Below are 14,531 nucleotides of genomic sequence, written 5' to 3' on the forward strand. Positions count from 1 at the left end.
GAGACCGGCCATGCGCAGCAAGCTCGTCCTGCACGCCGTCGACTCGCACACCGAGGGCATGCCCACCCGCGTCATCACCGGCGGCATCGGCACCCTGCCCGGTGCCACCATGAACGAGCGCCGCCTGTACGTCCGTGACCACCGGGACGACATCAGGCAGTTGCTGATGAACGAGCCGCGCGGCCACTCCGCGATGAGCGGCGCCATCCTCCAGCCGCCGACCCGCCCCGACTGCGACTGGGGCGTCGTCTACATCGAGGTCTCCGGATGTCTGCCCATGTGCGGGCACGGCACGATCGGGGTGGCGACCGTGCTCGTCGAGGCCGGGATGGTCGAGGTGGTGGAGCCCGTCACCACCGTCCGGCTCGACACCCCGGCGGGGCTCGTCGTCGCCGAGGTCGCGGTGGAGGGCGGTGCGGCGAGGGCCGTCACCCTGAGGAACGTGCCGTCCTTCGCCGTCGGACTGGACCGCAAGGCCACGCTGCCCGACGGGCGGACGGTGACGTACGACCTCGCCTACGGCGGCAACTTCTACGCCATCCTGCCGCTGGAGCAGTTCGGCCTGCCCTTCGACCGCTCCCGCAAGGACGACATCCTCAAGGCGGGGCTGTCCCTGATGGACGTCGTCAACGCCGGGGAGGAGCCGGTCCACCCCGAAGACCCGACCGTCCGCGGCTGCCACCACGTCCACCTGTTCGCGCCCGGCGCCACCGCCCGGCACTCACGGCACGCCATGGTGATCCACCCGGGGTGGTTCGACCGCTCGCCCTGCGGCACCGGCACCAGCGCCCGGATGGCACAGCTGCACGCGCGGGGCGAACTGCCGCTGCACACCGAGTTCGTCAACGAGTCCTTCATCGGCACCCGCTTCACCGGCAGGCTGCTCGGCACGACGGAGGTCGCCGGACGCCCGGCGGTCCTGCCCAGCTTCACCGGCCGCGCCTGGATCACCGGCACCGCCCAGTACCTGCTCGACCCCGATGACCCGTTCCCGGCCGGGTTCGTGCTGTAGCCCGCACCGGCGCCCTGCCGTGGCCCGCACGGATGCCGGGTGCAGTACGGATAAGGTGCGGTGACCCGAGGAGGAGGAACCACCGTCATGGCCGCGCAGCACAGCCCCGCCCTGCCCGAGCTGGGCGGCAGGAAGCCCAGTTACCGGGAGCGGGTGGCGGACGCGCTACGGGCGGCGCTGATCGCCGGGGAGCTGCACCCCGGCGAGGTCTACTCCGCCCCCGGCCTCGCCGCCCGCTTCGGTGTCTCCGCGACCCCGGTGCGCGAGGCGATGCTCGACCTCGCCAAGGAGGGACTGGTCGACACCGTCCCGAACAAGGGTTTCCGGGTCACCGCGGTCTCCGAACGGCAGCTCGACGAGTACACGCACGTCCGGTCCCTCATAGAGATCCCGACGACGGCCGGCCTCGCGGCCACCGCCGCCCTGGCCGACCTGGAGGCGCTGCGCCCCGTCGCGCAGGAGATCGTCTCCGCCGCCGAGGCCGGCGACCTCATCGCGTACGTCGAGGCGGACCTGCGCCTCCACCTCGGCCTGCTGGCGCTCGCGGGCAACGGCCACCTGGTGGAGGTCGTACGGGACCTGCGCCGCCGCTCCCGGCTCTACGGGCTGACGGCCCTGGTCGAGCAGGGGCGGCTGCGGGCCTCGGCCGAGGAGCACCTGGAACTCCTCGACGTGCTGCTCGCGCGGGACGAGGCGGCCGTACGGGCGGTGATGACCCGGCACCTGGGGCACGTCCGGGGGATGTGGGCCGCGCACCGGCCCTCCGGAGAGGGGTGACGCGCCGAACCTTCACTCTTGCGCACAGCGATCGGACGCCCGGCCGGGCGGGGCCGCCCGCGATCGTGTGCCCACGCGGGGAGCGCCGGGGCCGGGCTCAGGTCTCGCGTACCGGGTCGTACACGTCGGGGTGCAGCCCGAACGTCCAGGCGACCCCCTCCTTGGCCCGGCGGGTCGTCGGCGGCACCCGCAGCCAGTACGTGCGGCGCGTGCCGTCCGGTTCCGGCGTGGAGTTGAGGACTTCCACCATGACCACCGGCTCGTCGCCGTCGAGGTCGATCCGCCAGAGGGTGCCGGTCTCGTCCTGGTGCAGGGGACGGGCCCCGGAGTCGGACAGATAGCGTTCGTAGCCGTAGTGCTCCAGCATCACGCGGCGCAGCTCCGCGTTCTCCTCCGCGCGGATCCGCTCCGGGGTGAGCGTGCGCAGCTCCGCCAGGAACTCGCCCGGCACCGGCATGCCCCGCCAGGCGTGGAGGGCGAAGCCGTCGGGGAAGGCGAGCGCGGGACCGTCCCCGCGGTCGAGCCGGCCGGCCTCGTCCCGGTGCAGGGCCACCGGGCGCTCGCAGACCACCGCGATCCTCTCGAACGCCCACCACCAGCCGGCGTTGCGGCACACCCGGGCCAGCCCGTCGAGCGGTGCCCCCTGCGGTGCGAACGCCGCGAGCCACGGCGCGTCGTGCTGCCCCAGCACGGCGTCCAGCAGGATCAGCCGGATCTCCGCGTCGCTCTCGCCGGTCTCCGCGGCAAGGTCCTCCAGCACGCCCCCACGGATCCGGTCGACCAGCTCCTGCGTGGCGTCCCACAGCCGCCCGCCGGTCGCCGACCAGTGGGCCGACCACCCGGACGCCCCCAACTCGGCGTGCAGCCACGCGCGTTCGGCCGCCCACGGTGCGGTGCGTATCACCTCCCGGACGCTCGGCCCGGCCTCCGGCAGGCTCCGCACCAGCCGCACGCCCTCACGCGGGGAGCCCGCCCACACGATGCGTTCGGGCTCCGCCAGCCCGGCCCGCCGGTACGCCAGCCGCACGCCCTCCTCCGCCGCGCCCCGGTCGGCGGGCGCCGCCGCCATGGCGCAGGCGCGCCAGTGCTCCATCTCCACGGCTCCCGCCATGCCTTCCACCTCTCCCGCCACGCCCTCTGCCTCCACGGCACTCGTCAACGTCGTCCCCTCCACAGCCGTCAGTCCGCGACGATGCGCACCGAGCCGGGCACGTACTCCCGCTGCCGGATCACCCGGAACCAGCCCTTGGGCAGCGTGATCGGCGCGTGCTCCTCGTGCACCACCCGCCCGCCCTCGGGCAGATGAAGCAGCATCGGGCCGAACGCGCCCGGCTCGCGCACCAGGTGTCCCGGGCCGACGACGGCGTGGGCGTGACCGGTGACCTCACCCAGGGCCAGGACCAACCGGCCGCGCGCGTCGCGCGGTTCCTTCGGCGCCCGCGTCGCGTGCGGCGGCACCGCGTCGTCCGCGACGGGCACGATCAGCACGTCTCCCTGCCGGTACATGCGCATTCCCCTTCCCGCCCGGCGCACGGCGCCCGGGCCACGGGAAGGACGGTACGAGCCACCACTGACAACGGCCGGGCCGCGAGGCCGCACGAGGCCCGATGTCCCGCCCCGCCACCGGGCGTTGTCAGTGCCCGTTGGTAGAACTTCTCGCGCAGCCACGCATCACGACCGCCGCACGTCAGGAGCAGCACGTATGGTCTTCAGCGACCACCTTGCCGAGTTGTACGGCCTGCCGGCCTTCACGTTCCCCGAGGACGGCAGCCGCGGCGGACCTGCCGGCGCCCGAGGCGGTGGCCTGGCGCATCACGACCGGGTTCACGGACGAGGACGACGGCTGGGAGCAGACCTTCGAGCGGTTCTGCTCGGCGGTGGACACTACCCGGGTGCGCGCCCTGATCGTCGGCGCCTGGGAGTGCGTCTTCGACTGCGGCCCGGACGACGTGATCGAGGCACTCCTCGCCGCCCGTGACCGGCTGCCCGCCCTGCGGGCGCTGTTCCTCGGCGACATCGTCTTCGAGGAGTGCGAGCTGTCCTGGATCGTGCAGACCCACGTGACGGGCCTGCTGCGCGGTCTCCCGGCACTGGAGGAGTTCGGCGTGCGCGGTGGCACAGAGCTGGCGTTCCAAGGGCTGCGTCACGACAACCTTCGCTCGCTGACGGTGCAGACCGGAGGGCTGCCGGCCGGCGTGGTGCGCGGCATCGGCGCGAGCGACCTGCCCGCCCTGGAACACCTCGACGTGTGGCTGGGCACCTCGTCGTACGGCGCCGACTGCGAACCGGCCGACCTGGAGGGGATCCTGTCCGGCACCCGGCTGCCGCGCCTGCGCCATCTGGCGCTGCGCAACAGCGAGATCCAGGACGGCGTCGCCACGGCACTCGCCGCCGCCCCCGTGGTGGCCCGCCTGGAGGTGCTCGACCTGTCGCTCGGCATCCTGAGCGACGAGGGAGCCACCGCCCTCCTCGGCGGCCAGCCGCTGACCCACCTGAAGAAGCTCGACCTGCACCACCACTACATAGGCGAAGAGCTCCGGCAGCGGATACGGCAGACGCTCGAACCGTCGGGCGTCGAGGTAGACCTCGGCCCCGGCGACGGCGACTCGTACGAGGAGGACGACGGTACGGTCGTCCGCTACGTCGCGGCGGGCGAGTGAGCGGGCGATGAGCTACTACCCCTCGCACCTGACCGGCTTCCACGGCCTGCCCGTCCACGACTTCACCCTCCCGGACCACGACGGCCCCGAGTCCGGCGGCTCCCGGCCCGGCAGCCGCGAAGCCGTCATCCTCGAGCCCGCGGACGGCGCCCGCGGCGCGTCACGCCCGGCGCCCGGCTCGGTCGCCTGGCGGCTGTCCGCCCTCTGGCAGGAGCTGCCCTTCGACGTCCTGTGGCGCCGGTTCCTCGAGGAGGTGCCCACCGAGGAGGTCACCGCCCTCGTGGTCGGCGCCTGGTGGGAGGAGTACGACGAGCACGGCATCGACCCGGTCCTGGACGTGATCGTCGCCGAGGCCCACCGGTTCCCCCGGCTGCGGGCCGTGTTCCTCGCCGACGTGGAGTCCGAGGAGACGGAGATCTCCTGGATCAAGCAGGGCGACGTGACGAAGTTGCTGCGCGCCTGGCCCCGGCTGGAGGAACTGGCGATCCGTGGCGCCGAGGACCTGGTGGTCGAACCGCTGCGGCACGAGGGCCTGCGCACGCTGCGCGTCGAGTGCGGCGGCCTGCCCCGCGAGGTGGTGCGGGCGCTCGGCGGCTGCGCGTTCCCGGCCCTGGACCGCCTCGACCTGTGGCTGGGCACCGTCTGGTACGGCGGCGACTGCGCCCGGGAGGACGTCGACGCACTGCTCGTCTCGCTCGGCGGCCTCCCCCGCCTGCGCCATCTGGGCCTGCGGAACAGCGACATCCAGGACGACATCGCGGCCGCCGTGGCCGCCGCGCCCGTCGTCGCCGGCCTCCACTCGCTCAACCTGAGCATGGGTGCCCTGGGCGACGACGGCGGTGGCGCGCTGCTCGCCGGGCAGCCGCTGACGCATCTGAAGTCGCTCAACCTGAACCACCACTTCATGAGCGAGGCCCTGACAGGACGGTTGAGCGAGACCCTCGCACCGCACGGTGTGGACCTGGCCCTCGCCCCTGCCCGCCGCCTCCGCCACGCACAGGGACGCTATGTCGCCGTCGGGGAGTGAGACGCTGCCGCGCTTCACGGTGGTCGGCAACCCCGAGAACCGCCGGGTCGCGCTGTTCGCCGAGGCGGTGACCGCGGCCGGTCTGCCCGCACCCCGTGTCGTGCCCTGGACGCGCGTACTGAGGGCCGGCCGCACCGAGTTCGCGCCGGGGGAGATCGTCCGCATCGACTCGCCCGGCGAGAACGCCGACGTGGACCGGTTGCTGCGGGACGTCGACGACCCCACCCGCGTCGAGGGCACGGCCCGCTGGTACGCGCGTTTCCTGGCCGCCGTGCGCGGCCTGCGGGGAGGGGTGCGCCTGGACGATCCGGACGACCTGGCCGTCCTGTTCGACAAGAGGCGCTGCCACGCCGTCCTCGGTGCCGCGGACGTACCCGTGCCGTTCTCGCCGACGTCCGCGGCGGCCGGGGCCGCGGTGGACGGCTGGGACGACGTACGGCTGCTGATGCGCGAGCACCGCATGCCGCGGCTCTTCGTCAAGCTCGCGCACGGCTCCTCGGCGTCCGGCGTGCTCGCCGTCGAGGCGGCGGGCCGGGGCCGCGTCCGGGCCACCACCTCGGTCGAACTCGCCCCGGACGGACGGCTGTTCAACTCCCTCAGGGTGCGGCGCTATGAGCGGGAGCAGGACATCGCCGCCATCGTCGACACCCTGGCCCCCGACGGGCTGCACCTGGAACGGTGGCTGCCGAAGGCCTCGCAGCACGGCCGCGTGGCCGACCTGCGCGTGCTCGTGGTAGCCGGGCGCGCCACCCACGCCGTGGTGCGCACCAGCGCCGGTCCGCTGACGAACCTCCACCTCGGCGGCGCCCGCGGGGACCTCGAGGAGGTACGGCGGGCCGTCGAGGCGGCGGGTGGGAGCTGGGCGGATGCCCTCGCGGTGTGCGAGCGCGCCGCGGCCTGCTTCCCGCGCACCCTGTGCGTCGGCGTCGACCTGCTGCCGGCCATCGGCTGGCGCCGCTTCGCGGTCGGCGAGGTCAACGCCTTCGGTGACCTGCTGCCACGGCTCACCGGCCTGCCGGGCAGCGGAGCCGAAGGCCTGGACACCTACGCGGCCCAGGTGGCCGCCGTCCTGTGCGCGCACTCCACGTCGCCGCCCGACGCCCGGCCGGCGACCGCCCCCCACCCCGGCGCGCGGGCCGGCTTCGCCCGCGACCCTCGGCACAGCTCCGACCCCGGCCCTCGGCACAGAACGGGACCCGACCATGTCATCGCCTGACCCGACGCCCGCGCCCCACGACGTGCCCCGGTGCCGTGTCACCGCCGCGCAGGCCGCGGCGCCCGGCGATCCGGACATGAACGAGATCGTCGGCAGCCACGACCTGCTGCTCGTCACCCTGGACACCCTGCGGTACGACGTCGCCGCCGAGCTCGCGGCGGCCGGCCGCATCCCGCACCTGGCCCGGCACCTGCCCGGCGGACACTGGGAGCGCAGGCACGCCCCGGGCAGCTTCACCTACGCCTCCCACCAGGCCATCTTCGCCGGGTTCCTGCCGACGCCGGCCGCCCCCGGCCCGCACCCGCGCCTGTTCGCGGCGAGCTTCGCCGGCAGCGAGACGACGGCGGACGGCACCTGGGTCTACGACACCCCCGACCTCGTCGCCGGCCTCGCCCGGGCGGGCTACCACACGGTGTGCGTCGGGGGAGTGGGCTTCTTCAACAAGCAGGGCCCGCTCGGCTCGGTGCTGCCCGGGCTGTTCCACGAGTCGCACTGGGAGCCCGGATTCGGGGTCGCCTCGCCCACCTCGTTCGAGGAGCAGGTGGCCCGTGCCGAACGTGTGGTGCGCCGAGTGCCCGCCCAGAAGAAGCTGTTCCTCTTCGTCAACGTCTCGGCCCTGCATCAGCCGAACTGGTTCCACCTGCCCGGTGCCACGCGCGAGGCGGGCGACACCCGCGAGACGCACGCCGCCGCCCTGGAGTACGTGGACCGGCACATCGGCCGGCTGTTCGCCGCCGCGAGCAGCAGACGCCGCTGCTTCGCCATCGTCTGTTCCGACCACGGCACGGCGTACGGGGACGACGGCTACACCGGGCACCGCCTGGGCCACGAGTCCGTGTGGACGGTCCCGTACGCCCACTTCTTCCTAGAAGCCGAAGCCCAAGCCGAACCCGAGGCGGAAGCCGAAACCGAAGCCGAGACCGAAGCCGAGTCCGAGACCCGAACCCCGGCCCGAGCCCGGGCCGACGCCGCAGCGGGAGCCGCCCGATGACCACCGTGACCCGCCTCCGGCCCACCGGGAGCGCGACCACCCCACAGGGCCCGTACCAGAGCCCCTACCAGAGCTACGTCTACGCCTACCCGCACAAGACCGCCTACCGCCGTCTGCCCGACCGTCCCGCGCTGCGGTCCCTGTGGGCGGCCGAGCCCAAGGACGCCCTCTCGCTCTATCTGCACATCCCGTTCTGCGAGGTGCGCTGCGGGTTCTGCAACCTCTTCACCCGCGTCGGCGCCCCGGACGGGCTGACCGGCGCCTACCTGGACGCCCTGGACCGCCAGGCGGCCACCGTGCGCGACGCGCTCGGCGATGCCGAAGAGGTCCGGTTCGCGACCGCGGCCTTCGGCGGCGGCACCCCCACCTTCCTCACCGCCGCCGAACTCGAGCGGCTCTGCGACATCGCCGAACACCGCATGGGCGCCGATCTGCGGGCCGTCCCGCTGTCGGTGGAGGCCTCGCCCGCCACGGCCACCGCCGACCGCCTGGAGGTCCTGGCCGCACGCGGCGCGACCCGGCTCAGCCTGGGCGTGCAGAGCTTCGACGACACCGAGGCCCGGGCCGCCGTACGCCCCCAGCGCCGCGCGGACGTCGAGGCGGCCCTCGGCCGCGTCCGCGACGCGCGCATACCCGTCCTCAACATCGACCTGATCTACGGCATCGACGGCCAGACGGAGGCCAGTTGGCTGAGCTCCCTGGACGCGGCCCTGGCCTGGCGGCCCGAGGAGCTCTATCTCTACCCCCTCTACGTCCGCCCCCTGACCGGCCTCGGCCGGCGCGCCGGGGGCCCCGACCCGGCCTGGGACGAGCAGCGCCTGCGCCTGTACCGCCTCGGCCGCGACCACCTCCTCGCACACGGCTACGCGCAGCAGTCCATGCGCATGTTCCGCCGCGCCGACGCACCCCCACAGGGCGCGGACGACTACGCCTGCCAGACCGACGGCATGATCGGCCTCGGCTGCGGCGCCCGCTCGTACACCGCCGGCCTGCACTACTCCTTCGACTACGCCGTCGGCATGCACGAGATCCGTTCGATCATCGACGACTACGTGGCCCGTCCCGCCGCCGACTTCGCGCACGCCGAGTACGGCCGCCGCATCGACGCCGACGAGTCCCGCCGCCGTCACCTGCTCCAGTCCCTGCTGCAGGCCGACGGCCTCGACGTGGCCGACTACGGGGCCCGTTTCGGCCGCCCGCCCAGGGACGACTTCGGAGCCGAGCTGGGGCGGTTCGCCGACCGGGGCTGGCTGACCGACGACGGCACGGACACGGTGCTGCGCCTGACACCGGAGGGCCTGGCCCACTCCGACGCCGTCGGGCCCGAGCTGTTCTCGCCCGCCGTACGGGTGGCGATGGCCGCCTACGAGCGGAAGTGAGCGCCGGCGTGGACCTCACCATCCTCTACCGCGGCCCCCTCGCCTCCTGCGACTACGACTGCCCGTACTGCCCGTTCGCCAAGCGGCGCGACAGCCGGGAGCAGTTGCGCGCGGACCGGGAGTGCCTCGAACGGTTCGCCGGGTGGGCCGCGGACCAGACCGGTGACCGGCTGTCCGTCCTGTTCACCCCCTGGGGGGAGGGGCTGGTCCGCTCCTGGTACCGGCGCACCCTGACCGAGCTGTCGCACCTGCCGCACGTGAGCCGCGTGGCCATCCAGACGAACCTGAGCTGCCGTACCGACTGGCTCGCCGACGCCGACCTCGACACTCTGGCCCTGTGGTGCACCTACCACCCCGGACAGACCCCGTACGACCGCTTTCTGGCCAAGTGCCGTGACATGGCGCGCCGAGGGGTGCGCTTCAGCGTCGGCGTCGTCGGCCTGCCCGAACACCTGCCACACGCCCGCCGGCTGCGCGCCGACCTGCCCGAACACGTCTACCTGTGGGTCAACGCGGCCGAGGGCCACACCTACGACGACGCCCAGGCCGCGCTGTGGACCGCCCTGGACCCGCTCTTCCCCTACAGCCGCCACCCCCACGCCAGCGCCGGACTGCCCTGCCGCACGGGCGAGTCCGTCGTCTCCGTCGACGGCGACGGAACCGTCCGCCGCTGCCACTTCGTCCGCGCCGAACTGGGCAACCTCTACGACGGCTCCTACCGGACGGCGCTGCGCCCCCGCCCGTGCCCCCTCGCCGTCTGCGACTGCCACATCGGCTACGTCCACCTCGAAACCCTGCCCCTGTACGACGCGTTCGCGGGCGGCGTCCTGGAGCGGGTGCCCGCATAGGAGCTGACGCCGCGCGTACTTGCTCCTTTCACACGGGCGACATCGCACCCTTCCCTCACGTTCGGTGCTCTTGGAACACTCGCTCCGCGCGCATTCCGTTCCTTCCGGCCATCCGCACGTCAGGATGAGAGGACTCACACCCATGCCCTCGCCCATGCCCGAAGTCAACCGGCGCCGCTTCCTGCAGATCGCGGGTGCCACCACCGCGTTTACCGCGCTCTCCAGCAGCATCCAGCGTGCCGCCGCGCTGCCCGCCAACCGTCGCACGGGGTCGATCGAGGACGTCGAGCACATCGTCGTCCTCATGCAGGAGAACCGTTCGTTCGACCACTACTTCGGCACGCTCAGAGGCGTCCGCGGCTTCGGCGACCCGCGTCCGGTCACCTTCGAGAACGGCAGAAGCGTCTGGCACCAGACCGACGGCGGGGGCAAGGAGATCCTGCCCTTCCACCCCGACGCGGACGACCTGGGCCTGGCCTTCATCCAGGACCTCCCGCACGGCTGGAACGACGGACACGCAGCCTTCGACAAGGGCCGCTACGGCAAGTGGGTACCGTCCAAGGGCACCACGACGATGGCGTACCTGACCCGCGACGACATCCCGTTCCACTACGCGCTCGCCGACGCCTTCACCATCTGCGACGCCTACCACTGCTCGTTCATCGGCTCCACCGACCCCAACCGCTACTACATGTGGACGGGCTACACCGGCAACGACGGCCAGGGCGGCGGCCCGGTCCTCGGCAACGACGAGGCGGGGTACGGCTGGACGACGTATCCGGAGCGCCTGGAGAAGGCGGGCGTGTCCTGGAAGATCTACCAGGACGTCGGCGACGGCCTCGACGCGGCCGGCGGCTGGGGCTGGATCCAGGACGCCTACCGCGGCAACTACGGCGACAACTCCCTGCTGTACTTCGACCAGTACCGCAACGCCAAGCCCGGCGAGCCCCTGTACGACAAGGCCCGTACCGGCACCGACGCACGCAAGGGCGAGGGGTTCTTCGACCGGTTGAAGGCCGACGTCAAGGGCGGAAAGCTGCCGAAGATCTCCTGGATCGTCGCCCCCGAGGCCTTCACCGAGCACCCCAACTGGCCCGCCAACTACGGCGCCTGGTACATCTCCCAGGTCATCGACGCGCTCACCAGCGCCCCGGAGGTGTGGGCGAAGACCGCCCTGTTCATCACCTACGACGAGAACGACGGCTTCTTCGACCATCTGGTCCCGCCCTTCCCGCCCGCCTCCGCGGACCAGGGCAGGTCCACGGTCGACGCCGGCCCGGACCTGTTCAAGGGTGACGCCGGTCATGTCGCCGGGCCCTACGGGCTCGGCCAGCGCGTGCCGATGCTCGTCGTCTCGCCCTGGAGCAAGGGCGGGTACGTCTGCTCGGAGACCCTCGACCACACCTCGATCATCCGGTTCATGGAGCGCCGCTTCGGGGTCCACGAGCCCAACATCTCGCCCTGGCGGCGCGCGATCTGCGGCGACCTGACCGCCGCCTTCGACTTCTCCCGCGAGGACACCCGCCCGGTCACCCTGCCCGACACCACCGGCTACGAGCCGCCCGACCACGACCGCCACCCCGACTACGTGCCGACCCCGCCCGCCCACGGCGTCCTGCCCCGGCAGGAGCGCGGCCGGCGGCCGACCCGGCCCCTGAAGTACGCCCCCCAGGTCGACGGTACGGCGGACCCGGCGGCCGGGAAGTTCACCCTGACCTTCGCCTCCGGCGCGCAGGCCGGGGCAGCCTTCCTGGTCACCTCCGGCAACCGCACCGACGGCCCCTGGACGTACACCACCGAGGCCGGCAGGACCGTCTCCGACACCTGGAACTCGGCGTACTCCGGCGGCACCCACGACCTGACCGTGCACGGCCCGAACGGCTTCCTGCGGGTCTTCAAGGGACCCGGCAGGGCGGCGGGTCCGGAGGTCACCGCACGGCACGTCGGCGACGACGTCGAGCTGACCTTCACCAACAAGGGCACGGGGACGGTGCGGTTGAAGGTGACCAGCGGCTACGGCGGGAGCCCTGAGGCGGTGGGCGTGCGGCCGGGCGCCACGGTGCGCCGTCGCTACGACCTCGCGGGGAGCGGGCGTTGGTACGACCTCACCGTCACCTCCGAGGCGGATGCGGCGTTTCTGCGACGGTTCGCCGGACATGTCGAGAACGGGCGCCCGGGTGTGAGCGATCCGGCGCTCGCGACCGGCTGACGGCAGGCGGACAGCGGTTGCTTTCCGGACGGCTCGCGGTAGTGTCACCCCGGTGACCACGCATTCGAACACACCTGCAGGCTGGTACCCGGATCCGCACGGCGCGGCACAGACGCTCCGTTACTGGGACGGCGCGCAGTGGACCGAGCACACCCACGCCGCCCAGCAGGCCCCCGCCGCCGCCCCGCAGGTGCCGGCCCAGCCGGCTGCACCTGATGCTCGCGTGCAGCATCAGGTGCAGCAGCAGGCCGGTGTGGCCCCGACCGGCGTCGGTGGCGGCACGCTGTTCAGCGAGCCGGTGCTCGTGGTGAACCAGAAGGCCAAGCTGATCGAGGTGACCAACGAGTACAAGGTCTTCGACCAGAACGGCAACCAGCTCGGCGTGGTCACCGAGGTCGGGCAGGGCGCGCTGAAGAAGATCCTTCGGTTCGTCTCCAGCCTCGACCAGTTCATGACGCACAGGCTGGAGATCCGGGACGGCTACGGGCAGCCGCAGTTGCTGCTCACGCGGCCCGCGAAGTTCCTCAAGTCGCGGGTGATCGTCTCGCGTCCGGACGGCTCGCAGGTCGGCGAGATCGTCCAGCAGAACGTCTTCGGCAAGATCAACTTCGCGATGAACGCGGGCGGCCGGCAGGTCGGCGCGATCAAGGCGGAGAACTGGCGCGCCTGGAACTTCGCGATCGTCGACCACGCCGACAACGAGGTCGCCCGGATCACCAAGACCTGGGAGGGCCTGGCGAAGACGATGTTCACGACCGCGGACAACTACGTCCTGCAGATCCACTACCAGCTGCCCGAACCGCTGCTGAGCCTGGTGGTGGCGACGGCGCTGACCGTCGACACCGCGCTCAAGCAGGACTCGCGCGGCCTGGGCTGACGGGCGGCCACGCCCGTCGGGTGCCAACCGCCGCGTCCGCCGGGCGGCGGCGGGGCCGTAGGACTCCCGGAGGACGTGGCGGCTCCGGCGGTGCGGCCGTCACAGTGGCGTGAGGTGCCCCGGTCCGGACCGCCGGGGAAGCAGCGCCGGTTCCTGGGAGGCCGACTCCGGCTCCAGGGCCAGGACCGCGGCCACGGGGTGTGCCTCGTGGCCGTCGTGCTGTGCGGGCTCGGGGCGGTCGGAGTCCGGGTACGGCCGCTCGGTGGCCACGGGGTGCGGGGCCGCCCGCGAGAGCTCCACGACCCCCCAGGAGGCGAGAGCCGCTCCCGCCAGCGCGAGCAGCACGCCCCTGGCGCCGCCCTGCAGTCCCTGGCCGAGCAGGGTCAGTCCGATCACCGCGGCCGCCACCGGGTTCGCCAGCGTCACCACCGCCAGCGGCGCCCCCAGGCCGCCCCGGTAGGCGGTCTGCGACAGCAGCAGCCCGCTCGTCGCGAAGGCCGCGACCAGCAGCGCCACGATGATCACCCGGGCGCTGAACAGCGGTCCGGAGTGGTCGGTGGCGGCGACGGTCACGGTCTGGGTCAGCGCGGAGGCCACACCCGAGGCGACCCCCGACGCGGTCGCGTGCCGCAATCCCGGTCGCGCCCCCGGCCGTGACAGCGCGCCGATGAGGACGGCCGTGCCGCCCGCGACCAGGAGTGCCTCGGCCGGGCTCAGCACCTGCTCGGGCGCGGGCCCGGCCGCCGCCACGAGCAGCGCGCCCAGCCCCAGGAGGGTGAGCGCCGTGCCGCGCCACTCGGCCGCGGCGACCCGCCGCCCCGCCATCCGTGCGCCCATCGGCACGGCGGCCACCAGTGTGAGCGCGCCGAGCGGCTGGACCACGGTCAGCGGCCCGTACTTGAGCGCCACCACGTGCAGCAGGGCCGCCGACCCGTTCAGCGCCACCGCCCACCACCAGGCGCCCGAGCGCAGCAGCCGCAGCGTGCCCGAGCCCGCCGTGCGCGAGGCGAGCCGTTCCTGCGCGACCGCCGCGGCGGCGTAGGCGACGGCCGAGAACAGCGAGAGGACGACGGCGAGCAGGGCGGCGCTCATCGGGCCGCCCCCACCAGGGCGTTCTCCTCGGCCGGTACGGCCTTCACCCGGCTCCGGCCGGGGATGACGACCGGGCGGCGCGGCAGCGGGATCACCGCGAGGGCGAGGGCGAGCAGGGCCGCCGCCGCTATCGCGTCGAGCCAGTAGTGGTTCGCGGTGCCGACGATGACCAGCAGGGTGAGCAGCGGGTGCAGCAGCCACAGCCAGCGCCGGCGGGAGGTGGTGGCCATGATCAGGGCGATCGCCACCATGAGCGCCCAGCCGAAGTGGAGCGAGGGCATCGCCGCGAACTGGTTGGAGAGGTGGTCGGTCTTCGGCGGTCCGTACACCGACGGCCCGAACGCGCGCGCGGTGTCGACCAGGCCCGCCTCCGCCAGCATGCGCGGCGGGGCGAGGGGGAACGTCAGGTGCAGCACCAGGGCCGCCGCCGTGACGGCGGCGAG

13 protein-coding genes and 1 pseudogene are annotated in these 14,531 nt (G+C 73.3%); 10 read left to right on the plus strand and 4 right to left on the minus strand.

Features of this window, described 5'->3' with window-relative positions; translation table 11 throughout:
• Positions 1-10: 10 nt before the first annotated feature.
• Together BZY54_RS37020 and BZY54_RS37025 are read left to right on the plus strand one after the other, a co-directional pair.
• A complete protein-coding gene (locus BZY54_RS37020) occupies positions 11-1,012 on the plus strand; it encodes a proline racemase family protein (RefSeq protein WP_086729690.1) in 1,002 nt (333 codons plus the stop codon).
• Between the two features lie 87 nt (positions 1,013-1,099).
• Complete coding sequence (locus BZY54_RS37025) at positions 1,100-1,789, plus strand: GntR family transcriptional regulator (protein ID WP_086729691.1); 690 nt, start codon at positions 1,100-1,102, stop codon at positions 1,787-1,789.
• Between the two features lie 97 nt (positions 1,790-1,886).
• Here the strand turns inward: BZY54_RS37025 and BZY54_RS37030 are convergent, their stop codons facing one another.
• Both BZY54_RS37030 and BZY54_RS37035 read right to left on the minus strand, forming a co-directional pair.
• Positions 1,887-2,900: a DUF6745 domain-containing protein gene (locus BZY54_RS37030; protein ID WP_086729692.1), complete on the minus strand. Its 1,014-nt coding sequence runs from the start codon at positions 2,898-2,900 to the stop codon at positions 1,887-1,889.
• A 68-nt stretch (positions 2,901-2,968) separates the two neighbouring features.
• Positions 2,969-3,295, minus strand: coding sequence for a hypothetical protein (locus BZY54_RS37035; RefSeq protein WP_086729703.1), 327 nt, complete (start codon positions 3,293-3,295; stop codon positions 2,969-2,971).
• 196 nt (positions 3,296-3,491) lie between these two features.
• Here BZY54_RS37035 and BZY54_RS37040 point away from each other — a divergent pair.
• The 8 genes and pseudogenes from BZY54_RS37040 (at position 3,492) to BZY54_RS37075 (ending at position 12,996) form a co-directional block, all read left to right on the plus strand.
• Positions 3,492-4,449: pseudogene (locus BZY54_RS37040) on the plus strand (STM4015 family protein).
• A 7-nt stretch (positions 4,450-4,456) separates the two neighbouring features.
• Positions 4,457-5,476 (plus strand): STM4015 family protein, encoded by a 1,020-nt coding sequence (locus tag BZY54_RS37045; RefSeq protein WP_086729693.1) that lies wholly within the window; start codon positions 4,457-4,459, stop codon positions 5,474-5,476.
• Positions 5,457-6,692, plus strand: a complete 1,236-nt coding sequence (locus BZY54_RS37050; RefSeq protein ID WP_086729694.1) for an STM4014 family protein — start codon at positions 5,457-5,459, stop codon at positions 6,690-6,692. Before BZY54_RS37045 ends, BZY54_RS37050 begins: the two co-directional genes overlap by 20 nt.
• Positions 6,693-6,768: 76 nt before the next feature.
• Positions 6,769-7,683, plus strand: a complete 915-nt coding sequence (locus tag BZY54_RS37055; RefSeq protein WP_244217521.1) for an STM4013/SEN3800 family hydrolase — start codon at positions 6,769-6,771, stop codon at positions 7,681-7,683.
• Positions 7,680-9,062 carry an STM4012 family radical SAM protein gene (locus tag BZY54_RS37060; RefSeq protein ID WP_086729695.1) on the plus strand — a complete coding sequence of 461 codons (1,383 nt, stop codon included), beginning with the start codon at positions 7,680-7,682 and terminating at the stop codon, positions 9,060-9,062. Before BZY54_RS37055 ends, BZY54_RS37060 begins: the two co-directional genes overlap by 4 nt.
• Positions 9,063-9,070: 8 nt before the next feature.
• On the plus strand, positions 9,071-9,910 hold the full coding sequence (locus BZY54_RS37065) for an STM4011 family radical SAM protein (RefSeq protein ID WP_086729704.1): 840 nt from the start codon (positions 9,071-9,073) through the stop codon (positions 9,908-9,910).
• Positions 9,911-10,064: 154 nt separating this feature from the next.
• Positions 10,065-12,119, plus strand: coding sequence for a phosphocholine-specific phospholipase C (locus BZY54_RS37070; protein WP_086729696.1), 2,055 nt, complete (start codon positions 10,065-10,067; stop codon positions 12,117-12,119).
• Between the two features lie 52 nt (positions 12,120-12,171).
• A complete protein-coding gene (locus tag BZY54_RS37075; RefSeq protein WP_086729697.1) occupies positions 12,172-12,996 on the plus strand; it encodes an LURP-one-related family protein in 825 nt (274 codons plus the stop codon).
• 99 nt (positions 12,997-13,095) lie between these two features.
• Here BZY54_RS37075 and BZY54_RS37080 read toward each other — a convergent pair whose 3' ends face one another.
• Together BZY54_RS37080 and BZY54_RS37085 are read right to left on the minus strand one after the other, a co-directional pair.
• Entirely contained in the window at positions 13,096-14,088 is a 993-nt protein-coding gene (locus tag BZY54_RS37080; RefSeq protein ID WP_086729698.1) for a DMT family protein, read from the minus strand.
• Positions 14,085-14,531: phosphatase PAP2 family protein (locus BZY54_RS37085; protein ID WP_208640886.1), on the minus strand; the 447-nt coding region annotated here is incomplete at its 5' end. The genes BZY54_RS37080 and BZY54_RS37085, both read right to left, overlap by 4 nt.

This window comes from Streptomyces carpinensis, from assembly GCF_002154505.1.
Lineage (GTDB): Bacteria > Actinomycetota > Actinomycetes > Streptomycetales > Streptomycetaceae > Streptomyces > Streptomyces carpinensis.